This is a genomic window from Pseudomonas sp. NFX183 (assembly GCF_047943075.1).
Lineage (GTDB): Bacteria > Pseudomonadota > Gammaproteobacteria > Pseudomonadales > Pseudomonadaceae > Aquipseudomonas.
In genome coordinates this window covers 3,799,528-3,813,002 of record NZ_CP181333.1, presented here as the reverse complement: position 1 = coordinate 3,813,002, position 13,475 = coordinate 3,799,528, and the positions used below count along the sequence as shown (strand labels likewise).

Genomic DNA, 13,475 nt, shown 5'->3' with positions numbered 1-13,475 from the left:
GGCAATTGCCGAATACAGTGCACATCCGTACACTGCGCCACCTTTTGTCCCGATGGGCTGTGTCGATGCTTTTTCTGTTACGTATGTTGTTGATGGGCCTGCACTTTATGGTCGCCGGTGTGCTGGGTGTGCTGCTGGGCATCTGTCGGCCGTTCGACCCGGATAACAGCCGTTTGTGCGCTCGCCTGTATGGGTTGCCCGCGATGTGGATGTTGCGACTGAACGTGAGGGCGGACGTCGACTCGCTGCGTAATAAGCCCGGCACGTGCGTGATCATCGCCAACCACCAGTCCAACTACGACCTGTTTGTGCTGGGCACTGTGGTGCCGCATCGCACGGTGTGCATTGCCAAAAAAAGCCTGAAATGGGTGCCGCTGTTCGGCCAGTTGTTCTGGTTGGCGGGCAATGTGCTGATCGACCGGGGCAACGCGCACAAGGCGCGGCGCGCGATGCTCACCACGACGCGCACTTTGCAGCATGAAGACACATCGATCTGGGTGTTCCCGGAAGGTACACGCAACTTGGGCAAGGGGTTGCTGCCGTTCAAGAAAGGCGCGTTTCATATGGCGATTGCGGCGGGTGTGCCCATCGTGCAGGTGTGTGTCAGCAATTACGTCACGCACATGCAGCTTAATCGCTGGGACAGCGGTGATGTACTCATACGCTCGCTGCCGCCGATTCCTACCGTAGGACTGACTTCGGATGACATCCCGGCGTTGATGCAGGCGTGTCAGAAGCAGATGGATGAGTGTATTGCGCAGATGGACCGTGAACTGCAGGCCGCTTGGGCACCTGCGCCTTTGTGATTTTTTGAGGGCGCTTTGCCCCCCGTACAAACAAGCGTGCTCGCCACAAAAAGCGTGCCTGCATGAGCAACAAGGGAACGCCATTCACGCTAAGCTGCCCAACACCTGTCCTCCCAATAAGAAGCGATCAGCACCATGGGTAGAGTTGTTGCGGCGGCCGTTTACAGCGCCGGAAAGAAAGTCACTGATATCACCCTCGATGAAGGCGCAGCCTGGGCCGCCAAGCCCGATCACTTTGTGTGGATCGGCCTTGAAGAGCCCAGCGCCCAGGAGCTGGCCAACCTGCAACGCCAGTTCAACCTGCACGAACTGGCCATCGAAGACGCCCTCGAAAAACACAGCCGCCCCAAGCTTGAAACCTTCGGTGATGCGCTGTTTATCGTCACCTACTCACCGGTGCGCGAGAACGGCAAGCTGGAGTTTATCGAAACCCATATTTTTGCCGGCAACGGCTACATCATCACCGCCCGCAACGGCCACTCGGCGTCCTACGGCTTTGTGCGCCAGCGCTGTGAGGCGCGGCCGTTGTTGCTGGAGCACGGGGAAGATTTCGTACTCTATGCCCTGCTGGATTTCGTCACCGAGAATTACCAGCCGGTGAGCGAAGCGATCCACGCCGAAATTGATGAGCTGGAGCGCAATGTGCTGTGCAGCTCGCTGAGCGAGCGTGATATCCAGAACCTCCACGGCCTGCGCCGCGACGTGCTGCGGCTTAAACGCTATGTGGCGCCGATGGTGGAGATCAGTCAGGAATTGCAAAAGCTGAGCTTCCCGTTTATCGACAAGAACATGCGCCCGTATTTTCGTGACGTGCAGATCCACGTGACGCGGCAGATGGAAGACCTCACCACCTTGCGCGATATCGCCAGCCAGACGATTGAGATTGGTGTGTTGCTCGAAGCCTCGCGTCAGAGCGTGGTGCAGCGCAAGTTCGCCGCGTGGGCGGCGATCCTGGCGTTCCCCACCGCGGTGGCGGGGATTTATGGGATGAACTTCCAGAACATGCCCGAGCTGCAATGGCATTACGGCTACTTTGCGGTGCTGGGGTTTATTGCGGTGGGCTGCACCAGTTTGTGGGCCAGCTTCAAGCGGTCGGGCTGGTTGTAAATCAACGCCAGCCAGCCGGCCCCGCCTCAAGCGTGATTCAGGCCACGTCGGCTTCTGGCTTGTGCGCCACAAAACGCATCATCCATTCCGCCACGGTGGCGCCGTGGTGGTCACGCGCCAGACTGGCCACGCCGTTGGTGTAGATCTTTTCGCCCAACGTTGTCTGAAGAATCTCCAGCAGCTCGCGTGAATAGTCGTGGATGAATTCCGGGTGGCCCTGGAAGCACAACACCTGGTCTTCAATGTGGTAAGCGGCGTACGGGCAGAAATCGCTGGAGGCAATCACGGTAGCATTTTCCGGCAGGCGGGTGACCTGGTCCTGATGGCTGATCAACAAGGTCAGCTCTTCCACCACCGGGCTCATCCACGGCGCCTTGGCGTTAAGCTTGTAGTCGTGGATGCCCATGCCCCAGCCCTTGCTGGCGCGCTCGGTCTTGCCGCCCAACAGCAGCGCGAGCAGCTGGTGGCCGAAGCACACGCCCAGCAACTTGTCGCCGCGCTCATAGCGTTCAAGCAGGTAGGTTTTGAGGGTCTGGATCCACGGGTCGGTGCCAAAGGAATCGGCTTTGCTGCCAGTGATCAGGTAGGCGTCAAACGCCTCGTCATCCGGCGGGTATTCGCCCTGAACCACGTTGTACACAACAAACTCGGCAGCAATCGGCTGCTTGGAGAACAGGCGCTTGAACATCTGCCCGTACCCTTGGTATTGATCGATCAAGCCTGGACGCAGGATATCGGTTTCCAGGATACAGACGCGTAGCGACATAAAAAATACCTGACACGGTGGTGGGAATAATGCACACCCCAGAGCCTGCCTTGAAACACCCCTGCAAAGCAAGTCTCGCCAAGTGCCTCAGTGTGGGGGCGGGCTTGCCTGCGATGGCGTTATATTGGCCGAAATTTGCATTGGCTGACACACCGCTGTCGCGGGCAAGCCCGCTCCCACATGGGTTCTATATCGCTCAGGCTAAGGTGTTTAGGTCAGGCGAATATTTCTCCTTGTGCCGCTTTTTCCAGCAGCAGAGCCGGGGGCGAGAAGCGCTCCCCGTACTGCTCGGCCAGGTAGCGCGCCCGGGCGATAAAGTCGTTCAGGCCGTACTGGTTGATAAACTGCAGCGCACCGCCGCTCCACGCGGCAAAGCCTATGCCGAAGATTGAGCCGACGTTGGCGTCAGCCGTCGACCTCAACACGCCCTCCTCCACACAACGCACGGTTTCGATGGCCTGGATGAACAGCAAACGGTCGCGCACGTCCTGTGGCGAAATTTGGTTGTCGGGCTGTTCAAAGCGCGCTTTCAGCTCCGGCCACAGGTGTTTCTGCGCCCCTTGGGGATAGTCGTAAAAACCACCGCCCGCCGCCTTGCCCGTGCGTTTGTACTCATTCACCAACAGGTCGATCACCTGGGTCGCGGGATGCGTCGGCGGCGCCTTGCCTTCAGCCTGGAGATCTTTCGCGGTTTGCTGCCGGATGTGGCTCATCAAGCTCAGCGACACCTCATCCGACACCGCCAACGGCCCCACCGGCATGCCGGCCTTGCGCGCTTCGGTTTCGATCATCGGCGCGGCCACGCCTTCGCCGAGCATGGCAATGCCTTCGTTGGTGAAGGTGCCGAACACCCGCGAGGTGAAAAAACCACGACTGTCGTTGACCACGATCGGAGTTTTCTTGATTTGCAGGACGAAATCAAAACCACGGGCCAGGGTTTCGTCGCGCGTATGGGCGCCCTTGATGATTTCCACCAGTGGCATCTTGTCCACCGGACTGAAAAAATGCAGACCAATGAACTTGCCTTGATCGGGCACGGCGTTGGCCAGGCCGCTGATGGGCAAGGTCGAGGTGTTGGAGGCGATGACGGCGTCGCTGCCGACCACACGTTGCGCGGCGGCCGAGACCCTGGCCTTGAGCTCACGGTCTTCGAACACCGCTTCGATGATCAGGTCGCAGCCGGCCAGGTCGGCGTCGTCTTGCGTAGGATGGATCCGCGCCAGAATGGTGTCGCGCTGTTCGGCCGTCAGTTGCCCACGGCTGATCTTCTTGTCCAGCAGCGCGGCCGAATGCGCCTTGCCCTTTTCGGCCGCAGCCAGGCTGACGTCCTTGAGCACCACGTCGATGCCCGCACTGGCGCTGACATAGGCGATGCCCGCGCCCATCATCCCCGCGCCCAGTACGCCGACTTTGCGCGTGACGTACGGCGCAAAACCTTGTGGCCGTGAGCTGCCGGCGTTGATGTCATTGAGCTGGAACCAAAAGGTGCCGATCATGTTTTTCGCCACTTGGCCGGTGACGAGCTCGGTGAAGTAGCGCGTTTCGATCAGGTGCGCAGTGTCGAAATCGACTTGGGCGCCCTCCACGGCGGCGCAGAGGATTTTCTCCGGGGCCGGGAAGCAGCCATGGGTTTTGCTGCGCAAAATCGACGGCGCAATCGCCAACATTTGCGCCACCTTCGGGTTCGACGGCGTGCCGCCTGGGATCTGATAAGCCTTGTTGTCCCACGGTTGTCTGGCCTCGGGATTGGCCAGAATCCAGGCGCGGGATTTGGCCAGCAGCTCATCGCGATCCATCGCCAGCGCATTGATCAACCCGGCTTGCAGCGCCTGCTGCGGCCGCACCTTCTTGCCTTCCAGCAAATACGGCAGGGCCTTTTCCAACCCGAGCATGCGCACCATGCGCACTACCCCGCCGCCGCCCGGCAACAAGCCCAAGGTGACTTCAGGCAAGCCGAGCTGTGTCGAGTTGTCATCCAGCGCGACGCGGTAATGGCACGCCAGGCAAATCTCCCAACCGCCGCCCAACGCCGCACCGTTGATGGCGGCCACCACTGGCCTGCCGAGGGTTTCCAGACGGCGCAGTTGGGCCTTCAACACCAACACGCCGTCGTAAAATTCCTTGGCGTGGGCCTTATCGACTTTGATCAATTCATTGAGGTCACCGCCGGCAAAAAAGGTTTTCTTCGCCGAGGTGATCACCACACCGGTGATGCCGTCCTTTTCTGCCTCCAGGCGCGCGACTGCGGCCGCCATGGCCTCGCGGTACACGCCGTTCATGGTGTTGGCACTCTGGCCGGGCATGTCGAGGGTCAGCACCACGATCTGGTCCTGGCCTTTTTCGTAACGAATGGCGTCGGTCATGACAGGTTCCTTGGGCTCAGAGGCGTTCGATGATGGTGGCGATGCCCATGCCACCGCCGACACACAGGGTGGCCAGGCCGTAGCGCTGCTGGCGCACTTCCAGTTCGTCGAGCAGGGTACCGAGGATCGCGCAGCCCGTGGCGCCGAGCGGGTGCCCCATGGCAATGGAGCCGCCGTTGACGTTGACCCGTGCAGCGTCGATGCCCATGTCCTTGATGAACTTGAGGACGACCGAGGCAAACGCTTCGTTGACTTCAAACAGGTCGATGTCTTCCACGCGCAAACCGGCCTTGGCCAGGGCTTTGCGCGTGGCCGGTGCCGGGCCGGTGAGCATGATGGTCGGGTCGGTGCTGGTGACCGCCGTGGCGACGATGCGCGCCCGCGGTTGCAAGCCCAGTTCGCGGCCTTTGGCCTCGGAGCCGATCAACATCAGCGCGGCGCCGTCGACGATGCCGGAACTGTTGCCTGGCGTGTGCACGTGATGGATGCGTTCCACATGGCTGTAGACGCGCAAGGCGGTGGCATCAAAGCCCATCTGGCCCATCATCTCGAAGCTTGGCTTGAGCTTGCCGAGGCCTTCAAGGCTGGAGTCGCCACGAATGAACTCGTCGTGGTCCAGCAGCACGATGCCGTTTTGGTCCTGCACCGCGATCAGCGACTTGTTGAAAGAACCGTCAGCACGCGCCCTGGCCGCTTTCTGCTGGGAATGTAGGGCGAAGGCGTCGACGTCATGGCGAGTGAAGCCTTCCAGGGTCGCGATCAAGTCCGCGCCGATGCCTTGGGGCGTGAAGTGACTGTGCATGTTGGTCTGTGGGTCGAGCACCCAGGCGCCGCCATCACTGCCCATGGGCACGCGCGACATGGATTCGACGCCGCCGACCACCACCGGGTCCTCAAAGCCGGAACGCACTTTCATTGCGCCCAGGTTCACGGCTTCGAGGCCCGAGGCACAGAAACGGTTGATTTGTACGCCGGCGACACTGATGTCCCAGTCCGCCACCAGTGCGGCGGTCTTGGCGATGTCGGCGCCCTGGTCGCCCACCGGGGTGACGCAACCGAGCACGATGTCATCCACCTGGCGTGTGTCGAGGTCGCTGCGCTGCGCCAGCGCGGTGAGCAGACCGGCCACCAGGTTTACCGGTTTGACGCTGTGCAGGGCGCCGTCGGCCTTGCCTTTGCCCCGGGGCGTGCGTATGGCATCAAAGATCAAAGCTTGGGTCATGACATCCTCGAACGCAGTGCGTGTGTGCCCCTACCTTAGGCCCGATTGACACGGTTTCAATGACGGATGCGCTCATTGCTTTTGACCCTCACGCTCGGACGAACGGTAGGGTGCTATGGGAAAGCGCGGGTTAATCGTTTTAGCGGTCTAGCCAAGGCATTGGCGCCAAGATGGCGATATGCCTCATGCCTTTTTAAGTAGAAATGCTGATTAGCTGATATTAAATGGATCTAAGCGACGCAGAACGAGGGCTCTAAGGTTCAATCAGTAAGAAGTTGCTGCCGGGTTTTGCTGGAGCAGCTGTAAGAAAAGCGACACGTCACGTTGCGATACTGAAATTGACCGGCACGCATTTGACGCTCAGGAATAACAACAAAAGGCAGTCAGCCATGTTCAAACATTCGAAAGTACGTCAGGCGGGACTTATTCTGTTCGCCACCACACTGATTCTGATCTTGCCCAATTTAACCAAGGTTATTGGGTGACGACTCGATCCTCACATTCCGTGCACACATTGCATCAGGACTGCAGCTTTTGGCAGCACCTGCCGGGACATTGCGCATAGCGGTCCTGTTGCAGGGGCTGTCTTTTTGCGTGCCGATTTCCGGTATCGTGGGCGCTATCGCCACTTCAAACCGGGCTCACTCTTGAAACTGATCCTCGCCTTTCTCGCCGCGCTGTTGGCCCTTCCCGCTGCGGCCGCCCAGCTGACCATCGACTTGGACCGCGCCAGCAAAACCTGGCAGACCGAAGACCTGCTCAAGCACCCGCAGGCGCAGACGGTGCATATCGTCAATGACGTTTCCTACAAGCGCGACATGACTTATCGCGCGGTGCCGCTGGCGGCTCTGTTACCGGGCCTCTCGCCGGAAAATCATCTGCAAGCCGTCGCCCTCGACGGCTTCGCCGCCGAGCTGACGGCGGCGCCTTTGCTGCAAAAACACGGTGCCCGTGCCTGGCTGGCGGTGGAAGACCCGGCTCATCCGTGGCCCGCGCTGGCCGAAGGCAAGCCAAGTGCCGGGCCGTTCTATCTGGTGTGGACCGACCCGCAAGCCGGGAACATCAGCCCTGAGCAGTGGCCCTTCCAGATGTCCGGGATCAAGCAATTGAAGACAGTGGCCGAGCGCTTTCCAGCCCTGTTGCCTGACCCGAAACTCGCCGCGAATGACCCGATCAACCAGGGCTTTGCGCTGTTCCAGAAAAACTGCCTGGCCTGTCACCGCCTCAACGGCGCCGGCGATGCGCAGGTGGGGCCGGACCTGAATATTCCCTACAACCCTACGGAATATTTCAGCGGGGATTTCCTCAAGCGTTATATCCGCGACCCGCAGAGCCTGCGGCACTGGCCCCAGGCGAAGATGCCAGCGTTCGCAGCCAGTGTGTTACCGGACGGCGAGCTGGATTTGCTGGTGGGGTATTTGAAGCATATGGCGGGGCGTAAGCAGCAGCCTTGAGCCTGGCAAAGACTCTGAAAACACCACCGTTCACTGTGGGAGCTGGCTTGCCTGCGATGGCGGTCGGTCAGTTAACCCATTTACAGCTGACCCGCCGCTTTCGCAGGCAAGCCAGCTCCCACATTTAATCTGCTTCGTTCGGGAGATTATTGCTGCTGCACCGAAATCACCGGCGTCGGCGCCACGAACACTTTGGCGTGCATCTGCTCATGCCCGCCGCCTCGGCGCATGCCGCGTACCGGGCAGGCATCCAGGTAATCCAGGCCTACCGCCAACTTTAAATGCCGCTCGGGCCGCGCCAATTGGTTGGTCACATCAAAGCTGTACCACGCGTCATCCAGCCAGGCTTCGGCCCAGGCGTGGCTGGCCAGGTGCGTGCTGTCTTCGGTGTACAAATACCCCGACACATATCGCGCTGGAATGCCCAGGCTGCGCGCGCAGGCCAGGAATGCATGGGTGTGGTCCTGGCACACGCCTGCGCGCCCCGCGAATGCCGTGGCGGCGCAGGTGTCGACTTCAGTGGCGCCGGGCGTGTAGACCATCGACTGGTTGAGCGCATGCATCAGGTCGATCAACGCAGAGCGGTCGCGGCGTTGACGGCAATGCTGGTCGGCAAAACCGCGCAACGCGTCGTCCGGCTCGGTCAGTCGCGTGCTGCGCAGGAACGGAAACGCCGACTGGCTTTCGTGCTCAGCCTCGCGCAATTCATCGATATCCACTTGGCCACGGGCGCCGATGATGATGGCGTCGTGGGGCTCATCAAGGGTCAGCACATGCAGGATGTTGCCAAACGGGTCGACCTGCGCGCGCACCGGGCGCGGCAGGTCGAGCTGCCAACTGAGCACGTGCTGGCGTTCGCTGTCGTGGGGCGTGAGGCGCAGGTACTGGATGCTGGCGCGCACCTGGTCTTCGTAGTGATAGGTGGTTTCGTGGCTGATGGAAAGTCTCATGCCGCCTCCAGGTAGGAACTGTAGATGGCGTCGCCCAACTGGCGGACCAAGGGGATAAAGTCGGTCAGCCAGGCATGCAGGCCTTCCTCGAGAATTTCGTCGATGGCAGTAAAGCGCAGGCGCGCGTCCATCTCGGCGGCCAGGCGCTGGGCCGGGCGCCCGTTGAGGCCGGGCAGGCTGGCAAGGATCTGGTCAATCTCTTCGCTGCAAGCACGCAGCGAACGTGGGACATCAGCGCGCAACAACAGCAGTTCGGCCACTTGCCGGGCGCCGGGTGCGTCACGGTAGATCTCGGTGTAGGCCTCAAACGACGACAACGCGCGCAGCAAGGCACTCCACTGATAGTAGGCATGGGCCGTGCCGTCGCTGACCGCAGCGGCTTGGTCGCCGGCCATTTCGTAGCGCGCATCCAGCAGGCGCAGGGTGTTGTCGGCACGTTCGATGAAGGTGCCCAGGCGAATAAAACGAAACGCGTCATTACGCATGATGGTGCCGTAGGTGGCGCCACGGAACAGGTGCGACCGCTCCTTGACCCACTCACAGAACCGGCTCATGCCGTAGCGGCTGAGCCCTTGCTGGGCGATATCCCGGATATCCAGCCAGGTGGCGTTGATGTTTTCCCACATGTCGGCGGTGATTCGCCCACGCACCGCATGGGCGCTGGCGCGCGCGGCGCCGAGGCAACTGTAGATGCTCGCCGGGTTAGCCGCGTCCAGCGCGAAGAAGTGCAGCAGGCGTTCGGCATGCAGTTCGCCGTGGCGCTCGTGGTAATCCTCCAGGGTGCCGGTGATCAGCAGCGGCATGGCCAATTCGTGCAGGCCATCACCGCGCCCGTCCTGAGGCATCAGCGACAGCGAATAGCTGACATCAAGCATGCGGGCGAGGTTTTCCGCGCGTTCCAGGTAGCGCGACATCCAGTACAAATCCGAGGCAGTTCTACTCAACATGGCATCAGTCCTCGACCACCCAGGTGTCTTTGGTGCCGCCGCCCTGAGACGAGTTGACCACCAGCGAGCCCTCGCGCAGGGCCACGCGGGTCAAACCGCCGGGCACCACGCGGGTTTCCTTGCCGGACAACACGAACGGCCGCAGGTCGATATGGCGCGGCGCAATGCCGTTTTCGACGAAGGTCGGACACGTGGATAAACACAGCGTCGGCTGCGCGATATAGGCGTGGGGCTTGGCCTTGATGCGCGCGCGGAAGGCTTCGATTTCCGCTTTTGTCGACGCCGGGCCCACCAGCATGCCGTAGCCGCCGGAACCTTGGGTTTCCTTGACGACCAGGTCCGGAAGGTTGGCCAGCACGTGGGACAATTCGTCGGGCTTACGGCATTGAAACGTAGGCACGTTCTTCAGAATCGGCTCTTCATCCAGGTAAAAACGGATCATCTCGGTGACGAAGGGATACACCGACTTGTCATCGGCCACCCCGGTGCCAATCGCATTGGCCAACACCACATTGCCCGAGCGATAGGCCGCGAGCAGGCCGGGCACGCCGAGCATGGAGTCGGGGTTGAAGGCCAGTGGGTCGAGAAATGCGTCATCGAGGCGACGGTAGATCACATCCACGGCCTTGGGGCCGTCAGTGGTGCGCATGAATACGCGGTCATCGCGCACGAACAAGTCGGCGCCTTCCACCAGTTCCACGCCCATTTCCCGCGCCAGGAAGGCGTGCTCGAAGAACGCGCTGTTAAAGCGCCCCGGGGTCAGCACCACCACGCTGGGGTTATCCAGAGGGCTCGAGCTTTTCAGGGTGTCGAGCAACAGGTTGGGGTAATGGTCGATGGGCGCGATGCGCTGGGCGGCGAACAACTCGGGGAACAGGCGCATCATCATCTTGCGGTCTTCGAGCATGTAACTCACGCCGCTCGGTGTGCGCAGGTTGTCTTCCAACACGTAGTAGGTGCCGTCGCCATCGCGTACGAGATCAACACCGGAGATGTGGGAATACAGATCGCGGTGCAGGTCCAGGCCCTGCATGGCCAACTGGTATTGCTCGTTGGCCAACACCTGTTCGGCGGGGATGATCCCGGCCTTGATGATGCGTTGCTCGTGATAGAGGTCGGCGAGAAACAGGTTCAGCGCCTTGACCCGTTGAATGCAGCCGCGCTCGACAATTTGCCACTCACTCGCCGGAATGCTGCGCGGGATGGTGTCGAAAGGAATCAGGCGCTCGGTGCCCTGCTCGTCCCCGTAAAGGGTGAAGGTGATCCCGGCGCGGTGGAACAGCAAATCGGCTTCACGCCGGCGCTGGGCCAGCAGTTCGGCGGGAGTTTCAGCTAACCAGCGGGCGAACTCGCGGTAATGGGGGCGGACCTGCCCTGCCCCGTCGTACATTTCATCGTAATAAGTGCGGATCATGCCGTACTCCTTGTCACCCGGGCGCGAGAACCGTCGCAAGGCCCGTGCCAGCGGCATAAACACTTAAAAATCAGTGAGTTGAATAACCTGCAGGTTTTGCGCGCACCGTCCTGGTGCGCAGAATGCCCGCTGTCCTGTACCACGCTTCATCGCAATGCGGGCTTTGACTATCAACAGCATAGTCAGAGTTGATTTCACTGCCCGGTTGCGCTTGCGGATAATCCCCACATCGGCTGACCAGGATGTTTCCTGAGATGTCAGCGAACCGCTCTTCCCTTTAAGCCACCCTCTTTGGGTGGTTTTTTTTGCGCCGTAGAAAGCCAAGAGCCCGGCTTGCCGGCGATCGCGAGCTTAAAGACGCTATCGCCGGCAAGCCGGGCTCATAAGGGTGGCGATGTTAAGGATGCAGTTGTGGGGAGTGCACAAACAAAATCGGCCGACCCAAAGGTCAGCCGATACGCTGTGTTGCTCATCGAATGCCGCTACATGGGTAACCCACGCACCTCCTGCTTGACGCCCCATCCCTCGATGATCCCGCCCAAAGGCTCGACCACCGCTTCAAAGTCTTGCTCGAAGTCTCCTATGCCGTCGTAGGTTGCGAACATGATTTTGCTCAGTTCCAGGTACCAGGCGCCATCATCGCGCGCGCTGACCTGGGCATTCAGGGATTCCCCACGAAATCGACCCGCAGCCCTGCGCGCCCGTTCCTCATCCGGGAAAATGGCGTAGAACTCAATGGGGTGAAAACGTGAGAAGTCGAAACCGCCTTCTTTCATGCGGCGCAGTACGTTGGTGCTGATGTCTTCTTGATAGGCTGTGCTCATGAAACGTCCTCCTCAAACTGATGGATAGACTTTCCGTGCTTCCCGAAGACCGCGCCCTGCTGGCGCGGGTGCTACGGCATTAACGACACCGCGGGAAAACAAGCATGTAGCTGACAAGACCAGACCTTAGCGATTCATTCGCTGATCTCGGTTGCAGAGTAGCGCGAAGCTATCACCTCCACCAGAGGCGCTTGAAGGGCATACAGGCAATGTTCAGGCGGCGGGAGAAATGTCGAGGATTTGAATGCTGTTCTGGTCTTTAAGAATCTTGACCGTAGGCTCGGGTTTGCGCCCTTCCAAGTCATTCAGGTCAAGTTCGGCGGCCACTGGCACCAGCTTGTTACGAATCATGTGTGCCGCATCTTCGAGGCTGGGCTTCTGGTCGCAGCTGAACTGCTCGACGGACTGAACGCCGTGATCATCAACGAAGGTAATCTGCCACTTTTGCATCGGTGCCTCCTCGATAAAACCCATGTGTGGGCTTACAACTATCTGGACCTTGAGGGCTCGGCAAACGTTCCACTCAAGTCAGGAGGCACCTGATTAATGACACTTATTTTTCAGCGTGTTCTTTCAAGGCTTTCAAGGTGTTGAACGGCGCGTCCACCACAAACTTGTTGGCCAGCCACGATGGCACGCTGCCGCCTGGCTCGGTGTGCACCTGGTAGGTGACTTCGGTCTGGTTGTCGCCTTTTGGTACCAGCTTCCAGTAGCCGTCTACCTGGGCAACGCGCACGTAACCTTTCACTTCTGGCTGATAGGTCGGCACTTCCAGCAATTTGCGGGTCACGGTGCCGTCGGCAGCCTTGGAAGTGGTGATTTCGAGGATCGAATCGCGGTCGGTCACCGGGAACGGTGCCTTGAACTGGGTGTAGGTCCAGCTCTTGTCGCCTTCGGTCTTGAGCAGTTTTTGCGATTTGCATTCGTGGATCCAGGAGCAGGCACCGGCCACGTCTTCCTGCAGGGCCTGGATCTTGGCGACAGGCGCCTTGATCAGCGCCACACCGCGGTAGGCCTTGTATTTGGAGCCGGCAATTTCGCTCAGGGACACCTTGATACCGTCTTCGTCCTTGGCGACCTGCCAATCCTCAGCCTGCGCAGTGGCAGCAAACAACACCGTAAAACCGCACAACACAGCCATTCGTTTCAGCGAACCCATTGTTGTATTCCTTATTGTCGAAGTTCTGAAAGTAAGTTCTGAAAGTAAATTCCGATAGTAAAGCCCATCAAGCCGCCGTCATCTGCTCCCACCAGCCGATCAACCGGATCGCATCGGCCTGGTCGTTGCCACAGACATCCAGATCTGCTTTGAAATCACTGCACACCGCTGGGCGTTCCGGTTGGCCAAACAGCAGGCATAGCTGTTCGACCGACAGGTGCAGGCAGCGTTCGCCCGCGGGTTTGCCGTGCGGCATTCCCGGCAATGGCGAACTGATGGAGGGGGCAATGCAGCATGCGCCACAGCCTTCACGGCATTTCATGACCAACAGGTCCTCGACGACTCAATGTGGATGGCCGGGCTAGAGTACGCCCTTAAACAGCCGTTTTAAAATGGTCTAACAGGGGTTTTTCGCACAAAACAAAATTGACTGACCAGTCTGCGACAGATGGTCGATGAGCGG

At 60.0% G+C, this 13,475-nt stretch carries 13 protein-coding genes; 3 read left to right on the top strand and 10 right to left on the bottom strand.

Annotated elements, in window-relative coordinates:
* Positions 1-65: 65 nt before the first annotated feature.
* Positions 66-806, top strand: coding sequence for a 1-acylglycerol-3-phosphate O-acyltransferase (locus tag ACM530_RS17815; RefSeq protein ID WP_416362786.1), 741 nt, complete (start codon positions 66-68; stop codon positions 804-806).
* Between the two features lie 135 nt (positions 807-941).
* Positions 942-1,913, top strand: a complete 972-nt coding sequence (locus ACM530_RS17810; RefSeq protein WP_058420797.1) for a magnesium and cobalt transport protein CorA — start codon at positions 942-944, stop codon at positions 1,911-1,913.
* A 37-nt stretch (positions 1,914-1,950) separates the two neighbouring features.
* Here the strand turns inward: ACM530_RS17810 and ACM530_RS17805 are convergent, their stop codons facing one another.
* From ACM530_RS17805 to ACM530_RS17795, 3 genes are all read right to left on the bottom strand, one after another.
* Positions 1,951-2,679, bottom strand: coding sequence for an amidotransferase (locus tag ACM530_RS17805; protein WP_145159216.1), 729 nt, complete (start codon positions 2,677-2,679; stop codon positions 1,951-1,953).
* A gap of 215 nt (positions 2,680-2,894) precedes the next feature.
* A complete protein-coding gene (locus ACM530_RS17800) occupies positions 2,895-5,042 on the bottom strand; it encodes a 3-hydroxyacyl-CoA dehydrogenase NAD-binding domain-containing protein (protein ID WP_416362785.1) in 2,148 nt (715 codons plus the stop codon).
* Positions 5,043-5,058: 16 nt separating this feature from the next.
* Positions 5,059-6,264, bottom strand: coding sequence for an acetyl-CoA C-acetyltransferase (locus ACM530_RS17795; RefSeq protein ID WP_416362784.1), 1,206 nt, complete (start codon positions 6,262-6,264; stop codon positions 5,059-5,061).
* Between the two features lie 647 nt (positions 6,265-6,911).
* Here ACM530_RS17795 and ACM530_RS17790 point away from each other — a divergent pair.
* The gene (locus ACM530_RS17790; RefSeq protein WP_416365101.1) at positions 6,912-7,718 is read left to right on the top strand and encodes a c-type cytochrome; all 807 of its coding nucleotides are present in this window, start codon (positions 6,912-6,914) and stop codon (positions 7,716-7,718) included.
* A 146-nt stretch (positions 7,719-7,864) separates the two neighbouring features.
* Here ACM530_RS17790 and ACM530_RS17785 read toward each other — a convergent pair whose 3' ends face one another.
* The 7 genes from ACM530_RS17785 to ACM530_RS17755 all read right to left on the bottom strand — a co-directional run bounded on the left by ACM530_RS17785 (position 7,865) and on the right by ACM530_RS17755 (position 13,334).
* Entirely contained in the window at positions 7,865-8,668 is an 804-nt protein-coding gene (locus ACM530_RS17785; protein WP_145159228.1) for a transglutaminase family protein, read from the bottom strand.
* Positions 8,665-9,615, bottom strand: a complete 951-nt coding sequence (locus ACM530_RS17780; protein ID WP_106576198.1) for an alpha-E domain-containing protein — start codon at positions 9,613-9,615, stop codon at positions 8,665-8,667. The genes ACM530_RS17785 and ACM530_RS17780 overlap by 4 nt, the downstream gene beginning before the upstream one ends.
* 4 nt (positions 9,616-9,619) lie before the next feature.
* Positions 9,620-11,029 (bottom strand): circularly permuted type 2 ATP-grasp protein, encoded by a 1,410-nt coding sequence (locus tag ACM530_RS17775; RefSeq protein ID WP_145159230.1) that lies wholly within the window; start codon positions 11,027-11,029, stop codon positions 9,620-9,622.
* Between the two features lie 482 nt (positions 11,030-11,511).
* Positions 11,512-11,853, bottom strand: a complete 342-nt coding sequence (locus ACM530_RS17770; protein WP_003193463.1) for a ribonuclease E inhibitor RraB — start codon at positions 11,851-11,853, stop codon at positions 11,512-11,514.
* A 213-nt stretch (positions 11,854-12,066) separates the two neighbouring features.
* On the bottom strand, positions 12,067-12,303 hold the full coding sequence (locus ACM530_RS17765) for a hypothetical protein (protein ID WP_106576196.1): 237 nt from the start codon (positions 12,301-12,303) through the stop codon (positions 12,067-12,069).
* Between the two features lie 103 nt (positions 12,304-12,406).
* A complete protein-coding gene (locus tag ACM530_RS17760) occupies positions 12,407-13,012 on the bottom strand; it encodes an START domain-containing protein (RefSeq protein WP_064453725.1) in 606 nt (201 codons plus the stop codon).
* A gap of 67 nt (positions 13,013-13,079) precedes the next feature.
* Positions 13,080-13,334: a YkgJ family cysteine cluster protein gene (locus ACM530_RS17755; RefSeq protein ID WP_083357231.1), complete on the bottom strand. Its 255-nt coding sequence runs from the start codon at positions 13,332-13,334 to the stop codon at positions 13,080-13,082.
* Positions 13,335-13,475: the final 141 nt, after the last annotated feature.

Bases quoted from the DNA above. Each gene is read 5' to 3' on its own strand.
- ACM530_RS17815 (WP_416362786.1), top strand. From the start codon at position 66: ATGCTTTTTCTGTTACGTATGTTGTTGATGGGCCTGCACTTTATGGTC.
- ACM530_RS17810 (WP_058420797.1), top strand. From the start codon at position 942: ATGGGTAGAGTTGTTGCGGCGGCCGTTTACAGCGCCGGAAAGAAAGTC.
- ACM530_RS17805 (WP_145159216.1), bottom strand. From the start codon at position 2,679: ATGTCGCTACGCGTCTGTATCCTGGAAACCGATATCCTGCGTCCAGGC.
- ACM530_RS17800 (WP_416362785.1), bottom strand. From the start codon at position 5,042: ATGACCGACGCCATTCGTTACGAAAAAGGCCAGGACCAGATCGTGGTG.
- ACM530_RS17795 (WP_416362784.1), bottom strand. From the start codon at position 6,264: ATGACCCAAGCTTTGATCTTTGATGCCATACGCACGCCCCGGGGCAAA.
- ACM530_RS17785 (WP_145159228.1), bottom strand. From the start codon at position 8,668: ATGAGACTTTCCATCAGCCACGAAACCACCTATCACTACGAAGACCAG.
- ACM530_RS17780 (WP_106576198.1), bottom strand. From the start codon at position 9,615: ATGTTGAGTAGAACTGCCTCGGATTTGTACTGGATGTCGCGCTACCTG.
- ACM530_RS17775 (WP_145159230.1), bottom strand. From the start codon at position 11,029: ATGATCCGCACTTATTACGATGAAATGTACGACGGGGCAGGGCAGGTC.
- ACM530_RS17770 (WP_003193463.1), bottom strand. From the start codon at position 11,853: ATGAGCACAGCCTATCAAGAAGACATCAGCACCAACGTACTGCGCCGC.
- ACM530_RS17765 (WP_106576196.1), bottom strand. From the start codon at position 12,303: ATGCAAAAGTGGCAGATTACCTTCGTTGATGATCACGGCGTTCAGTCC.
- ACM530_RS17760 (WP_064453725.1), bottom strand. From the start codon at position 13,012: ATGGGTTCGCTGAAACGAATGGCTGTGTTGTGCGGTTTTACGGTGTTG.
- ACM530_RS17755 (WP_083357231.1), bottom strand. From the start codon at position 13,334: ATGAAATGCCGTGAAGGCTGTGGCGCATGCTGCATTGCCCCCTCCATC.